The sequence below is a fragment of the Janthinobacterium sp. 35 genome, assembly GCF_002754575.1.
GTDB lineage: Bacteria > Pseudomonadota > Gammaproteobacteria > Burkholderiales > Burkholderiaceae_D > Janthinobacterium > Janthinobacterium tructae.
The window spans coordinates 3340877-3356129 of sequence record NZ_PEFN01000001.1; the positions used below are offsets into that span (position 1 = coordinate 3340877).

General features: G+C 62.6%; 16 protein-coding genes. 15 read left to right on the plus strand and 1 reads right to left on the minus strand.

Annotated elements, in window-relative coordinates; all coding sequences use genetic code 11:
- Positions 1-33: 33 nt before the first annotated feature.
- Positions 34-963, minus strand: coding sequence for a phenylacetic acid degradation operon negative regulatory protein PaaX (gene paaX, locus CLU93_RS14885; RefSeq protein ID WP_099762070.1), 930 nt, complete (start codon positions 961-963; stop codon positions 34-36).
- A gap of 267 nt (positions 964-1230) precedes the next feature.
- Between paaX and paaA the strand changes: the two genes are divergently transcribed.
- The 15 genes from paaA to CLU93_RS14960 all read left to right on the plus strand — a co-directional run bounded on the left by paaA (position 1231) and on the right by CLU93_RS14960 (position 15169).
- The gene (paaA, locus tag CLU93_RS14890) at positions 1231-2220 is read left to right on the plus strand and encodes a 1,2-phenylacetyl-CoA epoxidase subunit PaaA (protein WP_099762071.1); all 990 of its coding nucleotides are present in this window, start codon (positions 1231-1233) and stop codon (positions 2218-2220) included.
- A gap of 28 nt (positions 2221-2248) precedes the next feature.
- On the plus strand, positions 2249-2533 hold the full coding sequence (paaB, locus tag CLU93_RS14895; RefSeq protein WP_034746356.1) for a 1,2-phenylacetyl-CoA epoxidase subunit PaaB: 285 nt from the start codon (positions 2249-2251) through the stop codon (positions 2531-2533).
- Positions 2534-2547: 14 nt separating this feature from the next.
- Positions 2548-3300, plus strand: a complete 753-nt coding sequence (gene paaC, locus CLU93_RS14900; RefSeq protein WP_099762072.1) for a 1,2-phenylacetyl-CoA epoxidase subunit PaaC — start codon at positions 2548-2550, stop codon at positions 3298-3300.
- Positions 3300-3839 carry a 1,2-phenylacetyl-CoA epoxidase subunit PaaD gene (gene paaD, locus CLU93_RS14905; RefSeq protein WP_099762073.1) on the plus strand — a complete coding sequence of 180 codons (540 nt, stop codon included), beginning with the start codon at positions 3300-3302 and terminating at the stop codon, positions 3837-3839. The genes paaC and paaD overlap by 1 nt, the downstream gene beginning before the upstream one ends.
- Before the next feature lie 40 nt (positions 3840-3879).
- Positions 3880-4959: a 1,2-phenylacetyl-CoA epoxidase subunit PaaE gene (gene paaE, locus CLU93_RS14910; RefSeq protein WP_099762074.1), complete on the plus strand. Its 1080-nt coding sequence runs from the start codon at positions 3880-3882 to the stop codon at positions 4957-4959.
- Positions 4960-5048: 89 nt separating this feature from the next.
- A complete protein-coding gene (gene paaG, locus CLU93_RS14915; RefSeq protein WP_099762075.1) occupies positions 5049-5840 on the plus strand; it encodes a 2-(1,2-epoxy-1,2-dihydrophenyl)acetyl-CoA isomerase PaaG in 792 nt (263 codons plus the stop codon).
- A gap of 1 nt (position 5841) precedes the next feature.
- The gene (gene paaH / locus CLU93_RS14920; protein ID WP_099762076.1) at positions 5842-7422 is read left to right on the plus strand and encodes a 3-hydroxyacyl-CoA dehydrogenase PaaH; all 1581 of its coding nucleotides are present in this window, start codon (positions 5842-5844) and stop codon (positions 7420-7422) included.
- A 22-nt stretch (positions 7423-7444) separates the two neighbouring features.
- Complete coding sequence (paaI, locus tag CLU93_RS14925) at positions 7445-7870, plus strand: hydroxyphenylacetyl-CoA thioesterase PaaI (RefSeq protein WP_373629849.1); 426 nt, start codon at positions 7445-7447, stop codon at positions 7868-7870.
- Positions 7871-7938: 68 nt separating this feature from the next.
- The gene (gene paaK, locus CLU93_RS14930) at positions 7939-9267 is read left to right on the plus strand and encodes a phenylacetate--CoA ligase PaaK (RefSeq protein ID WP_035822308.1); all 1329 of its coding nucleotides are present in this window, start codon (positions 7939-7941) and stop codon (positions 9265-9267) included.
- Between the two features lie 22 nt (positions 9268-9289).
- Positions 9290-10495, plus strand: coding sequence for a 3-oxoadipyl-CoA thiolase (gene pcaF / locus CLU93_RS14935; RefSeq protein ID WP_099762077.1), 1206 nt, complete (start codon positions 9290-9292; stop codon positions 10493-10495).
- 79 nt (positions 10496-10574) lie between these two features.
- Positions 10575-11726 (plus strand): ABC transporter substrate-binding protein, encoded by a 1152-nt coding sequence (locus CLU93_RS14940; RefSeq protein ID WP_099762078.1) that lies wholly within the window; start codon positions 10575-10577, stop codon positions 11724-11726.
- A 72-nt stretch (positions 11727-11798) separates the two neighbouring features.
- A complete protein-coding gene (locus CLU93_RS14945; RefSeq protein WP_010401459.1) occupies positions 11799-12677 on the plus strand; it encodes a branched-chain amino acid ABC transporter permease in 879 nt (292 codons plus the stop codon).
- Positions 12674-13681 carry a branched-chain amino acid ABC transporter permease gene (locus CLU93_RS14950; RefSeq protein WP_099762080.1) on the plus strand — a complete coding sequence of 336 codons (1008 nt, stop codon included), beginning with the start codon at positions 12674-12676 and terminating at the stop codon, positions 13679-13681. The genes CLU93_RS14945 and CLU93_RS14950 overlap by 4 nt, the downstream gene beginning before the upstream one ends.
- Position 13682: 1 nt before the next feature.
- The gene (locus tag CLU93_RS14955) at positions 13683-14438 is read left to right on the plus strand and encodes an ABC transporter ATP-binding protein (protein ID WP_086137156.1); all 756 of its coding nucleotides are present in this window, start codon (positions 13683-13685) and stop codon (positions 14436-14438) included.
- On the plus strand, positions 14438-15169 hold the full coding sequence (locus CLU93_RS14960; protein WP_099762081.1) for an ABC transporter ATP-binding protein: 732 nt from the start codon (positions 14438-14440) through the stop codon (positions 15167-15169). The genes CLU93_RS14955 and CLU93_RS14960 overlap by 1 nt, the downstream gene beginning before the upstream one ends.
- Positions 15170-15253 lie beyond the last annotated feature (84 nt).

Consider the following 15253-nt stretch of genomic DNA (forward strand, 5'->3'; position numbering starts at 1 on the left):
CCCAGGCCCTGCAACGCCGCCATGGACGTTTTGTCAGGTGTTCAGGCCGCCAAAACGTTCAAAAAACCATGGCTCGACGTCCGGCGCATGCTCATCCTCGCGCCGCAGGGTGGCCAGGATATGCTCCTCGGCCGCCGCATGGGTGATGCGGTACAGGTCGCGCGCCAGTGCATACGCCTGCGTGCCGGGCCACGGCTCGGGCAGCAGTTCGACGGGCAACTGCGGGTCGTGCAACTGCACGCGGCGGTAGGCGTGTGTCAGTAGTGAGCGGATGACGAAGGCTTGCTCGGCATCGAACACGGGCGCTTCTTGCAGCAAGGTCAGCAGCGGCTGGAAGCTGGCGATGAATTTTTCGTAGCCGGCCATCACTTCCGACAAGTCCCAGCATTCGCCCACCATGTCGCGCAGCGGGCGTGTGCTGACATCCGGCAACTCCGTAGTGTGGCAGACATACAACTTGCCCTGTACCTCGTTGCGCACCAGGATGTCTTCCAGCGCCTCCGCATTGCTGGCCGGATGGCCAAAGATGCCAGGAGAGATCAAGCCATAGCCAGCCCACAATAATTCCTTGCGCAGCGCCCCCCGTTCGGCGGCGCCGATGCTGCCGGCCGGCCCGATCACCAGAGTCCAGCTGCCATCCCAGTGCACGACCAGTGGCGCATAGATGCGGCGATACGCGCGCTCGAAGCGGGCCAGCGCCTCCGGGCGTATCGTATAGGCGCTGCGGCGGCCGTCGCGTTGCGAGCTGAGCCAGCCCTCCTGCGCCAGGCGGAACACGCTGGTGCGCAGCAAGCGGTCATTCACGCCAAACGGTGCCAGCAGTTCGATCAGGCTGCCCAGCCAGATGGCACCGCCGCGCGGCACGATGGCGTCGCCGAAAATCGTCATCACCAGGGACTTTGAGCGCGGTGGGTCGCTTTCCAGGAAATCGGCTATCCATGTCGTGCAGCGGGTGTTCTTCATGTGGTTCCGGTCTGGCCGTGGTGCGGTCGATTCAATAAAAGCAGCAGTTTACTTGGCTGCGCGGGTAGCGCGTCAATAATTTGCAGGAAGCGCTGGTGGCACTTCGCAGTGTTTTCTCATCAGCAATATCATACGCACAAAAAAGCCGCACAAGATACGAATTTTTAAAATGACTCACATCAAGTGTATGCAAATCGTTTTTTGTATCGTATTATCTGTTGATCGCACCGCGTTGCTGCGCAAAATCAAAGACATGGGAGACAGATCATGTACGCACAAATGGTTGAAACCGGCCTCAAGAACGTCCGTTCCATCGACGACATGGGCCAGGAAGAGCGCGCTTTTCAGGCGCGCATCGACGAAGGCATCAAGATCGAGGCCAAGGACTGGATGCCGGACGCTTACCGCAAGACCCTGATCCGCCAGATTTCGCAGCATGCGCATTCGGAAATCGTCGGTCAATTGCCCGAAGGTAACTGGGTCACGCGCGCACCGACCTTGAAACGCAAGTCCATCCTGCTGGCGAAGATCCAGGACGAAGCCGGTCACGGCCTGTACCTGTACAGCGCCGCCGAAACCCTGGGCGTGTCGCGCGACGATCTGCTCGCTGCCTTGCACTCGGGCAAAGCCAAGTATTCCAGCATCTTTAACTATCCCACCCTGTCGTGGGCCGACATGGGCGCCATCGGCTGGCTGGTTGACGGCTCGGCCATCATCAACCAGATTCCCCTGTGCCGCTGCTCGTATGGCCCGTATGCACGCGCCATGATCCGCGTCTGCAAGGAAGAATCATTCCATGCACGCCAGGGCTACGACATCATGATGTCGCTGTGCAAGGGTACGCCGGAGCAGAAAGCCATGGCGCAGGATGCGCTGAACCGCTGGTGGTGGCCTTCCTTGATGATGTTCGGCCCGTCCGACGCCGCCTCCGTCAACAGCGCCCAGTCGGCACAATGGCGCATCAAGCTGTTTTCGAATGACGAATTGCGCCAGCGCATGGTTGACCAGACCGTGCCGCAAATCGAGTACCTGGGCTTGACCGTGCCCGATCCCGACCTGAAGTTCAATGCGGAAACGGGCCATTATGCATTCGGCGAGATCGACTGGTCCGAGTTCAACAATGTCCTGAAGGGCAATGGCCCGTGCAACCGCGAGCGCCTGCAAACGCGGGTGAAAGCGTATGCAGACGGCGAGTGGTTCCGCGATGCCTTGCTCGCGTATGCAGACAAGCAAGCCGCTAATAAAGCAGCAGCGTAAATACATAAGACAGATAGGGGAGAGCAACATGAGCAAAGAATGGCCATTGTGGGAAGTTTTCATCCGCAGCCAGCACGGCCTGGCGCACAAGCATGTGGGCAGCCTGCACGCCTCCGACGCCACCATGGCGGTCAACCATGCGCGCGACGTCTACACGCGCCGCAATGAAGGCGTGAGCATCTGGGTGGTGCGCGCGGCCGATATCGTCGCCAGCAGCCCTGGTGACAAGGGCGCCCTGTTCGAACCGTCGAACAGCAAGGTGTACCGCCATCCCACCTTCTTCCCGATGCCGGAAGAAGTCAAGAACCTGTGATGGGAGCGCCTGCAATGGATGACAAAGTCAATTACCTCCTGCGCCTGGGCGACAACGCCCTGATCCTCAGCCAGCAGCTGTCGCAGCTGTGCGGCAAGGGTCCCGCGCTGGAAGAAGACATGGCGCTGACCAACGTGGCGCTCGACCTGCTGGGCCAGACGCGTTTGTGGTTCAGCTATGCGGCCGAACTGGAAAACGCGGGCCGCGACGAGGATGACATCGCCTTTTTGCGCGACGCCCACGACTTCAAGAATTGCCTGCTGCTGGAGCAGCCGAACGGTAATTACGCCGACACCATGATGCGCCAGTTCTTCTTCGACACCTGGCACTACTTCCAGCTGCTGGAACTGGCGAAATGCAGCGATCCACGCATCGTCGAAGTGGCGCAGAAGTCGGTCAAGGAAGTGACGTATCACTTGCGCCGCAGCGGCGACCTGATCGTGCGTCTCGGCGACGGTACGGCGGACAGCCACGCGAAGACGCAGGCGGCCGCCGACAAGCTGTGGATGTACACGGGCGAGATGTTCACGTACGACGCCGTCGACCAGGCCATGCTTGCCGCCGGCATCGCGCCGCCATCGGACGTGCTGCGCCGGGCCTTCCTCGAACACGTGGCCGAGATCTTCGCCGAAGCGACGCTGGTCATGCCGGCGCCCGACGCCTGGATGCAAAAGGGCGGCAAGCAGGGCACGCACACGGAACACCTGGGATTTATCCTGGCCGAGATGCAGTTCCTGCAGCGCGCCTATCCCGGGGCGGAGTGGTAATGAACACGCCCTTGGCAGCGCTGGACGCGGCCCAGGTCTGGGCCTGGCTGGGCGACGTGCCGGACCCGGAAATTCCCGTCATTTCGGTGGTGGACCTGGGCATCGTGCGCGCCGTCGATGTGGTCAGCAGCGAAGAGTGCATCGTGACGATCACGCCCACCTATTCGGGCTGCCCGGCCATGCAGGTGATCGCCGATGCCGTCACGGATGCCTTGCGCAGCCATGGCGTGGCCAAGGTGACGCTGGTAAACCAGCTGGCACCCGCCTGGACCACGGACTGGATGAGCGAAGCGGGCAAAGCCAAGCTGAAAGGCTATGGCATCGCCCCGCCGCAGCAGCAGGTGATCGACATCAGCGGCCTTCGTGGCGGCACAGCGGGTGGCGTCAAGCGCCAGCCCATGCCGACGCTGGAGGTGATCTGCCCGAACTGCGGTTCCACGCATACGCAGCTGACCAGCCAGTTCGGCTCCACGCCGTGCAAGGCCCTGTACAAATGCCTGGCTTGCCGCGAACCGTTTGACTACTTCAAGTGCCACTAAAAAAATCAGGCACACGTTCCGAAGAAACTGGAGATGAAGCATGAGTAAATTTTATCCGCTGTGCGTATCGAACGTGCGCAATGAAACGCGCGACACCATCGCCGTCACGTTCGACGTGCCAGCGGAACTGCAGCAGCAGTTCCGCTTCCAGCAGGGCCAGCACCTGACCCTGCGCGCCAATATCAATGCGGAAGACGTGCGCCGCTCGTATTCCATCTGTTCGGCGGTGCAGGACGGCACGCTGCGCGTGGCCATCAAGCGCACGCCGGGCGGCGCCTTTTCCACCTGGGCGAACGACACCCTGAAAGCCGGCGCCACCATCGAGGTGATGCCGCCCATGGGCCACTTCAACGTGCCGCTCGACTGCGTCAACCGCAAGCACTACCTGGCGTTCGCGGCCGGCAGCGGCATCACGCCCATCCTCTCCATCATCAAGACGACACTGCTGACGGAACCATTGAGCCGTTTCACTCTGTTCTACGGCAACCGCGCTTCGTCGTCCGTCATCTTCAAGGAAGAATTGACGGACTTGAAGGATGTGTACCTGGAGCGTTTGAACCTGGTGTACGTGATGAGCCGCGAGCAGCAGGATATCGAATTGTTCAACGGCCGCATCACGCAGGAAAAATGCGAGCAGTTCCTGCAGCACTGGATCCGCGTGGAAGACTACGACAACGCCTTCATCTGCGGCCCGGAAGACATGATGCTGGGCGTCTCCGCCGCCCTGCAGGCGGCCGGCATGCCCAAGCAGAACATCAAGATCGAACTGTTCGCCGCCAGCATCCCGAAAAATGCCCACAAGCCGCGCGCCCAGTTCGACGCGGGTGCCGTGCAGGAAACGGAAGTGACCGTCATCATGGATGGCAACCACACCACCTTCACGATGGACAAGGACAAGGAATCGATTCTCGACGCGGGCCTGCGCGCCGGGCTGGACATGCGCTACTCGTGCAAGGGCGGCGTGTGCTCGACCTGCCGCTGCAAGATCCTCGACGGCAAGGTCGAAATGGACGTCAACTACGCGCTGGAAGACTACGAAGTGGCGCGCGGCTTCGTCCTCAGTTGCCAGAGTTTTCCGCTGACCGACAAGGTGGTGGTGGACTTCGATCAGGCTGAATAACATCAGACCCCAAGCGAAGACTGGGGTCGGACCCTCAGGGTCCGACCCCGGCACTTGCATCTGGGTTTAAAAAATTGAAGCGAGACGCCATGACCTACCAAAACATCCTCTTCACCATCGAGCAGGGCATCGCCACCCTGACCCTGAACCGTCCCGACAAGCTCAATAGTTTTACGCAAGCCATGCACGAGGAAGTGCGCGATGCGCTTGCGAAAGTGAACGCCGACAGCGCCGTGCGCGTGTTCGTGCTGACGGGCGCGGGGCGCGGTTTTTGCGCGGGCCAGGATTTGTCCGACCGCGCCGTCGAACCAGGCTCGAAGGGCGTGGACCTGGGCGAGTCGGTGGAAAAGAACTATGCGCCGCTGGTGCTGGCCTTGAAAGCCTTGCCGATGCCCGTGATTTGCGCCGTCAATGGCGTGGCTGCCGGCGCGGGCGCCAATCTGGCGCTGGCCTGCGACATCGTCATCGCCGGCAAATCGGCCAGCTTCGTCGAAGTGTTCTGCAAGCTGGGTCTGATCCCGGACACGGGCGGCACCTTCTTCCTGCCGCGCCTGATCGGTTCGGCGCGCGCCATGGGCCTGGCCATGCTCGGCGAAAAACTGACGGCGGAAAAGGCCGAGGACTGGGGCCTGATCTGGAAATGCGTCGAGGATGCTGAACTGGCGCAGGAAACGCGCAAGCTGGCCGTGCACTTTTCCACGGCGCCGACCAAGGGCCTGGCGTACACCAAGCAGGCGCTGGCTCTCAGTGGCGCCAATACCCTGCCGCAGCAACTGGCGCTGGAAGCGCGCATGATGAGCGAACTCGGTCACAGCGACGATTACCGCGAAGGCGTGGCCGCCTTCATGGAAAAGCGCGCACCGCAATTCAAGGGACACTGATATGACCGAATTGGCAAACAAACTGGCAAACAACAGTATCGTCGCCGTCATCGGCAGCGGCGCCATGGGCGCCGGCATCGCGCAGGTGGCCGCGGCTGCCGGTTACACAGTCAAACTGTACGACACGCGCGCGGAAGCGGTGAGCAAGGCCTTGCTCGATATTGGCAAGATGTACGCGAAGCTGGCCGAGAAGGGCTGCATGACGGCTGACGAAGCCACGGCCGCCACGGCGCGCCTGCAGGCGGCCGGCAGCCTGGCCGACGTGAGCGATTGCGCCCTGGTGGTGGAAGCCATCGTGGAAAACCTCGACGTCAAGCGCGGCCTGTTCGCCGAACTCGAAGCGTTAGTCAGCGACGACTGCATCCTGGCGACGAATACGTCGTCGATTTCCGTGACGGCCATCGCCGCCAAGCTGCGCCGCCCGGAACGCCTGGTCGGCATGCATTTCTTTAATCCCGTGCCCCTGATGGCGCTGGTCGAAGTGATCAGTGGCCTGGCCACCAGCGAGCAGGTCGCCGCCACCGTCTACGACACCTCGATCGCCTGGGGCAAGAACCCCGTGCATGCGAAATCGACGCCCGGCTTCATCGTCAACCGTGTCGCCCGTCCGTTTTACGCGGAAGGCTGGCGCCTGTTGAACGAACAGGCGGGTGATGCCGCCACCATCGATTGCGTACTGCGCGAAGCGGGCGGTTTCCGCATGGGCCCATTCGAGTTGATGGACCTGATCGGCCACGACGTCAATTTCTCCGTCACCCAATCCGTGTTCGGCGCCTATTTCAACGACCCGCGCTTCACGCCATCCGTGCTGCAGCAGGAAATGGTCAACGCCGGTTTCCTCGGCCGCAAATCGGGCCGTGGTTTTTACCTGTACGGCGAAGGCGCGCCGGCCCCCGTGGCGCAGGCGGAAAGCGCGCAAGCGACCCCGGAATTCGTTGCCCTGTCGGCCGCCATCGGCGGCGATGGCCGTGGCCACAGCGGCGTCATTCGCAGCCTGGTGCAACGCCTGGAGCAGGCCGGCATCACCGTCAGCCGCCGCGTCACGCAGGAAGGCCAGGCGATGGACGAAGCGCCGGCCCTGCATTGCAACGGTGCCGCGATCTATCTCACGGACGGACGCAGCGCCACCCAGCGCGCGCATGACAACCAGCATCCGGACACGGTGCTGTTCGACCTGGCGCTTGATTACGCCGGAGCCAAACGCATTGCCGTGGCGCGTGCCGACCAGTGCAGCGATGCCGCCTACGCCGCTGTCGTGGGCCTGTTCCAGGCAGCCGGCTTTACCGTCACGCGCCTGGACGACGTGCCTGGCCTGGCCGTCATGCGCACGGTCGCCATGCTGGCCAACGAGGCGGCCGACGCCGTCAACCAGGGTGTGTGCACGGTGGCTGCCGTCGATATCGCCATGCAGAAGGGCGTCAACTATCCGCGCGGACCGCTGGCCTGGGCCGATGCGGTGGGCGTCCAGCAGATCGTGACCGTGCTGCACCACCTGGCGCAAGGCTATGGCGAAGACCGCTACCGTGTCTCGCCGCTGCTGCGCCGCAAACTTGCCACTGGAGCGACGTTTCATGCCGAATGATATGTCAAATAAGGATCACAACATGACCGCACAAGCCCTGGCCGAAGCGGCCGCCGCCTCGATGCTGTCGCGCGATAACGCCACCGCTGCCATGGGCATCGCCCTGGCTGACGTGGGCCCCGGCCATGCGCGTATGACGATGACGGTGCGCGCCGACATGCTCAACGGCCACCAGACCTGCCACGGCGGCTTTATCTTTGCCCTGGCCGACAGCGCCTTCGCGTTTGCCTGCAACAGCTACAACATGAATACCGTGGGCGCCGGCTGCACCATCGATTACCTGGCGCCGGGACGCGAAGGCGACGTGCTTACGGCGCATGCCGTCGAACAGGCGCTGGCTGGCAAGAGCGGCGTCTACGACGTCAAGGTCAGCAACCAGGATGGCCGCGCCGTCGCGCTGTTTCGTGGCAAGTCGATCCGCGTGGCGGGCGAAGTCATCAGCAATTGAAGTGATAAGAGCAGGCTTGAACTGCCGCTGCAGCTTTAAATAGTTAAAGAACCAATTAGGAGACAATGATGGTCCAACGAATTCCCGCCCCCAATGACCTCGAACCGATCGAGCGCGCCAGCAAGGATGAATTGCAGGCGCTGCAGCTCGAACGCATGAAATGGACGCTCAAGCACGCGTATGACAACGTGCCCCATTACCGCGCCGCTTTTGACGCAGCGGGCGTGCATCCGGACGACCTGAAGTCGCTGTCCGACTTGTCGAAATTTCCGTTCACGGACAAGAAGGTCTTGCGCGACAATTATCCGTTCGGCCTGTTTGCCGTGCCGCGCGAGCAAGTGGTGCGCATCCACGCGTCGAGTGGCACCACGGGCAAGGCCACGGTAGTTGGCTACACGCAGAACGACATCGATACCTGGGCCAACGTGGTGGCGCGCTCGATCCGTGCCGGCGGCGGCCGTGCGGGCGACATGGTGCATATCTCCTACGGCTACGGCCTGTTCACGGGCGGCCTGGGCGCGCATTACGGCGCCGAACGCCTGGGCTGCACCGTCATCCCGATGTCGGGCGGTCAGACGGAAAAGCAGGTGCAACTGATCCAGGACTTCAAGCCATCGATCATCATGGTCACGCCGTCGTATATGCTCAACATCATCGAGGAATTCACGCGCCAGGGTCTCGATCCGGCTGAATCGTCGCTGAAGGTGGGCATCTTCGGCGCCGAGCCGTGGACGGACGCCATGCGTGCGGAAATCGAAGCGCGCGCCGGCATCGACGCCGTCGACATCTATGGCCTGTCCGAAGTAATGGGGCCTGGCGTGGCGTCGGAATGCATTGAAAGCAAGGACGGTCCCGTCATATGGGAAGATCATTTCTACCCCGAGATCATCGATCCGGAAACGGGCGAAGTGCTGCCGGATGGCGAGGAGGGCGAACTGGTCTTCACCTCGTTGTCGAAGGAGGCGCTGCCCGTCATCCGCTACCGCACGCGCGACCTGACCCGCTTGCTGCCGCCCACCTCGCGCTCGATGCGCCGCATCGGCAAGATCACGGGCCGCTCGGACGACATGCTGATCATCCGCGGCGTGAACGTCTTCCCCACCCAGATCGAAGAGCTGATTTTGAAGATGCCGAAGCTGGCGCCGCAATACCAGTTGGTGGTCACGCGCGACGGCCACCTCGACAAGCTCGAAGTGATCGCCGAGCTGCGTATCGATCTCACCGCCACCATCTCGGCCAGCGAGACCGATGGCCTGGCGCGCGAACTGGAACACCGCATCAAGACGCATGTGGGCGTGAGCACGCGTGTGCGTCTGGTGGCCGCCGCCGGCATCGAACGCACCTTGACGGGCAAGGCCCGCCGCGTGGTCGACCAGCGCCCGAAGCTTTTCCCCTGATAGCCCGAACAAGGAAGCAAACATGAACGAAGCCTTTATCTGTGATGCCGTGCGCACTCCCTTTGGCCGCTATGGCGGGGCACTCTCCAGCGTGCGCGCCGACGACCTGGGCGCGCTGCCGATTGCCGCGCTGATCGCCCGCAATCCTTCCGTCGACTGGTCCGCCATCGACGACGTGTTCTACGGCTGCGCCAACCAGGCGGGCGAAGACAACCGTAACGTGGGCCGCATGGCTGCGCTGCTGGCCGGTTTGCCGGCTGCAGTACCGGCCAATACCATCAACCGCCTGTGCGGCTCCAGCCTGGACGCCGTCGGCATGGCGGCCCGCTCCATCAAGGCGGGCGAGGCGGAGCTGATCATTGCCGGTGGCGTGGAAAGCATGACGCGCGCGCCTTTCGTGATGGGCAAGGCTGACGGCGCATTCTCGCGCGCTGCGAAAATCGAAGACACGACCCTGGGCTGGCGCTTCGTCAATGGCAAGATGAAAACGCAGTACGGCATCGACACCATGCCGGAAACGGCGGAAAACGTGGCCGTGGAATTTGGCATCAGCCGTGCCGACCAGGATGGTCTGGCCTTTCGCAGCCAGCAGCGCTGGGCTGCCGCCAACGCGGCTGGCGTCTTCGATCGCGAAATCGTTCCCGTCGCCGTGCCGCAGAAAAAAGGCGAGCCGAAGATGGTCACCAGCGACGAACATCCGCGTCCCGATACCTCGATCGAGATGCTGGCAAAGCTCAAGGGCGTGGTCAAGCCGGATGGCACGGTCACGGCCGGCAATGCCTCTGGCTTGAACGACGGCGCCTGCGCGATTTTGCTGGCGTCCGCCGCCGCCGTGGATAAATACCAATTGACGCCGCGCGCCAAAGTGCTGGGCATGGCCACGGCTGGTCTGGCGCCGCGCATCATGGGTTTTGGCCCGTCGCCCGCCTCGCGCAAGGTGCTGGCGCAGACAGGACTCACCATCGAGCAGATGGATGTCATCGAGCTCAATGAAGCGTTTGCGGCGCAGGCGCTGGCCGTCACGCGCGACCTGGGCCTGGCGGACGACGCGGCCCACGTGAACCCGAATGGCGGCGCGATTGCCATCGGCCATCCGCTGGGCGCATCGGGTGCGCGCCTGGTGATGGCGGCCCTGAACCAGCTGGAACGCACGGGCGGGCGTTATGCGCTGTGCACCATGTGCATCGGCGTGGGGCAGGGTATTGCTGTAGTAATTGAACGCGTATAAAAAAGTAAAAAAAGGCGCAGGCTGGTAAAAAAAGCGCCAACCATACATTGACCGTAGTGCCAACCTGGTGGAGACCACAATGATTGCCAATATTTTCAAGAAAACCCTGATCGCCGGCGTGCTGGCCATGTCCGCCGCAGGCGCGTATGCGGCCGAGAACATCAAGATCGGATCCGTGCTGTCCGTCACGGGACCTGCCGCCTTCCTGGGCGACCCTGAACTGAAAACCCTGCAGCTGTATATCGAGAAAATCAATGCGGCCGGCGGCGTGCTGGGGCGCAAGCTGGAACTGGTGCACTACGACGACGGCAGCGATGCGGCCAAGGCCAACGGTTTCACCAAACGCCTGATCGAGTCCGACAAGGTCGATGTGCTGATCGGTGGCACCACCACCGGTGCGACGATGGCGATGGCGCCGCTGGTGGAGCGTGCCAGCATGCCGTTCATTTCGCTGGCAGGCGCCGTGGTGATCATCGATCCCGTGAAAAAATGGGTGTTCAAGACGCCGCATACGGATCGCATGGCGGCCGAGAAGGTGTTCGAGGACATGAAGAAGCGTGGCATCAGCAAAGTGGGCCTGCTGTCGGAAACGAGCGGCTTCGGCGCCTCGGGCCGCAAGGAATCGCAGATCGTCGCCTCCAAATATGGCATCACCCTGGTGGCCGATGAAACCTACGGCCCGAAAGACACGGACATCACGGCGCAGCTCACGCGCATCAAGAACACAAATGGCGTGCAAGCCGTCTTCGTCTTTGGCCTGGGCCAGGGTCCGGCCGTGGTGACCAAGAACTACGGCCAGCTGGGCATGTCCGCGCTGCCGCTGTACCAGTCGCACGGGGTGGCGTCGGACGAGTATCTGAAGCTGTCGGGCAAGGCCGCCGAAGGCGTGCGCCTGCCAACGCCAGCGCTCTTGATCGGCGCCATGCTGCCGGACAGCGACGCGCAGAAGGCCATCGTGGTCGGTTACGACAAGACGTATAAAGAGCGCTACAAGATCGATCCGTCGACCTTTGGCGGCTATGCACTCGATGCCCTGAACCTGTCGGTCGACGCCATCAAGCGCGCCGGCGGCACGGACCGCGAAAAAGTGCGGGCGGCGCTGGAAACGACCAAGGGTTTTGTCGGCACCACCGGCGTCTTCAACATGTCGGCGAAAGACCACATGGGCCTGGACCTGTCGGCGTTCCGCATGGTGGAAGTGAAGAACGGCGAATGGCAATTGTCGAAGTAATGTAAGCCAGAAGTACCTGCGCGGGCTGCCCTCGAAGGCGGTCCGCGCGCAGCCGAACATAATGGAGACACCATGGAAGTCGCTCAATTTCTACAATTTCTGTATTCCGGGATGACGGTCGGTTCCGCCTACGCACTGGCGGCGCTGGGCTTTACCATCATCTATAACACCAGCGGCGTGATCAACTTCGCCCAGGGCGAATTCATCATGCTGGGCGGGATGCTGGCCGCCGTGATGTCGGCCGCCGGCGTGCCGCTGCCGTTGGCCATCATTCTGGCCGTTATCGCCACGGGCCTGGTTGGCCTGCTGATGGAAAAAACCGTGATCGAACCGGCGCAAAATGCGCAGGTCATTACCCTCTTGATCATCACCATCGGCGCCTCGCTGGTGCTGCGCGGCCTGGTGCAAATCTGGCTGGGCAAGGATACGCATACACTGCCGGCTTTTTCCGGCGACGCGCCGATCGAGTTTTTGGGCGCCAGCCTGCTGCCGCAAAGCCTGTGGGTGCTGGGCGTGACGGTCGTCATCGTGCTGGTGCTGGGCTGGTTCTTCGGCCGCACCCTGATGGGCAAGGCCATGCTGGCCACCTCGCACAACAAGCTGGCGGCGCAACTGGTGGGCATCAACACGCGCAAGGTGCTGCTGTTTTCGTTCGGCCTGTCGGCACTCTTGGGAGCTGCGGGCGGCATTCTCGTCGCGCCGATTACGTATACCTCGTATGACGCGGGCATCATGCTGGGGCTGAAAGGCTTTGTCGCCGCCGTACTCGGTGGCCTCGGTGGCGGCGCCGGTGCGATTGCCGGTGGCCTGATCCTCGGCATCGCCGAAGCCATGACGGCCGGCTACATCTCCTCGGCCTACAAGGACGCCGTGCCGTTCGTGCTGATCTTGTTGATCCTGTTCTTCCTGCCGCAAGGCTTGTTTGGCGCTAAAAATTCGGAGCGTGTATGACCAACTTCTTTACACGTTTCTTTACACGTTCACGCCATGGTGGCCTCTTGGTGCTGGCACTCGTGCTGGCCATCCTGCCGCTGTTCCTCACCAATGCGTTCTACTATGACGTGGCGATCCGCATTGCCCTGAACGCCATCGTCGTCATCGGCCTGAACCTGTTGATGGGTTACACGGGCCAGATCAGCCTGGGTCACGCGGGTTTCTATGGCCTGGGCGCCTATGCGTCGGCCGTGCTGACCACGCACTACGGTTGGCCGCCGCTCGCTGCCCTGGCCGCCGGCGCCGTCGCCACGGGCTTGCTGGCATTGCTGCTGGCCCGCCCCGTGTTGAAACTCAAGGGCCATACCCTGGCCATGGCCACCCTGGGCCTGGGCATCATCATTTCCATCGTCATCAACAACGAAACGCAATGGACGGGCGGCCCCGATGGCATCGGCGTGTCCGCCTTCAGTGTCGCCGGACTGGAAATCGCCGGTGAAAAATCGTGGTACCTGGTGTGCGCCGTGCTGCTGTTGCTCGTCACCTGGCTGGCGCTGAACCTGATCGATTCGCCCGTCGGCCGCGCGCTGCAGGCGATCCACGGTTCGGAAGTGGCGGCCCGCGTGGTCGGCGTCGATACGACCCGCTTCAAGGTGCGCGTGTTCGTGCTGTCGGCCGTCATTGCCAGTATCGCGGGCAGCATCAGCGCCCATTACATCGGTTTCATCACCCCCAACCTGGCCGGCTTCTTCCACTCGATCGAGCTGGTGACGATGGTGGTGGTGGGCGGCATGGCATCGATCTTCGGCTCCATCATCGGTGCGGCCCTGCTGACGATCCTGCCGCAGTTGCTGTCCAGTTTTGAAGGCTGGGAAACGGTGGTGTTCGGCGTGATTTTGATGGCCACCATGATTTTCATGCCCAAAGGTCTCGTACCGAGCCTGGCCAGCCGTTCGCGCAAGCGGGCAGCGGTGCCCAAGGCGCCCGCCGCATCAAATAAACCACCGGCACAGGAGGTGTGAGATGCTGACGATTAACAATCTGAGCAAGAGCTTCGGCGGCGTGCACGCGGTGCAGGACGTGAGCTTCACCGTCAAGGAAGGCAATATCCACTCCGTGATCGGGCCGAACGGCGCTGGCAAGACGACGCTGTTCAACCTGATTACGGGTGTGTACACGCCGACCCGGGGCGAAATTTTGCTGAATGGCGAAAACGTGGCCGCCATGCCGCCCGATGCGCTGGCGCGGCGCGGCATGAGCCGCACCTTCCAGAATCTGCAAGTGTGCATGAACATGACGGCCATCGATAACGTGATGGTGGGTGCGCACCTGCGCCTGAACCAGAACCTGTTCGCCTCCATGCTGCGTTTGCCGTCCGTGCGCCGTGCCGACGCGGCTTGCCGCGACGAGGCGGCGGGCCTGATGGAGTTTGTCGGCGTGGGTCGGCATATCGACGACGAGGCGGGGCAGATGTCGTATGGCGCATTAAAACGCCTGGAAATCGCGCGCGCGCTGGCGGCCAAGCCGAAGGTGCTGCTGCTCGATGAGCCGGCGGCGGGTCTGAATCATACCGAGACGGGCGAGATCGAAGCCTTGATACGCAAGGTGGCGCAATCTGGCGTGACGGTGGTGCTGGTCGAGCATGACATGAAACTGGTGATGAATCTGTCGGATCATATTCTGGTGCTCGACTATGGCAAGAAGCTGGCCGAGGGAACCGCCGCCGAAGTGCGCGCGAACCCCGACGTGGTGGCCGCGTATCTGGGAGTGGCGGCATGATGAAGATGGAAAAACCTCAAACTCCGCTGGTGCTCGATATCGCCGGCCTGACCAGCCATTACGGCCGCATCCAGGCCCTGCACGGCATCGACCTGCAGGTACGCCAGGGGCAACTGGTGGCGCTGGTGGGCGCGAATGGCGCCGGCAAGACGACCCTGCTGCGGGCGATTTCCGGCGTGCAGCCGATCAGCGCCGGCAGCATCGTTTTCGCCGGCCAGGACGTCAGCCGCATGAGTGCCGACAAGCGCGTGCGCGCCGGCATTTGCCAGGTGCCGGAAGGGCGCCAAGTGTTCGGCCCCATGACGGTGGAAGACAATCTGCGCCTGGGCGCCTTTACGCGCCCCGCGCAGGACGTGGCGGGCGACATGGAGCGCATGTATGGGCTGTTCCCCATCCTGAAGGAAAAGCGCTTGCTGCTGGCCGGGACCTTGTCCGGTGGACAGCAGCAGATGCTGGCCATGGCGCGCGCGCTGATGGGCCGTCCGCAGCTGCTGCTGCTCGACGAACCGAGCATGGGCCTGGCGCCGCTCCTGATCGCGGAAATCTTCCGCATCGTCGCCGAGTTGCGCGACCAGGGCATCACCATCTTCCTCGTCGAGCAAAACGCGCACGCGGCCCTGTCGATTGCCGACGTGGGTTACGTGATCGAGACGGGCGCCATCACCTTGTCCGGCCCCGGTCCCGAATTGCTGCATAACGAGCAAGTACAGAGCGCGTACCTGGGCATGTAACCCAAGAGCAGAGACTGGGGTCGGACCCTGAGGGTCCGACCCCGGCAGTTGAGGTCTTGGGCTGAAAGCACGCTTTATCTCAAG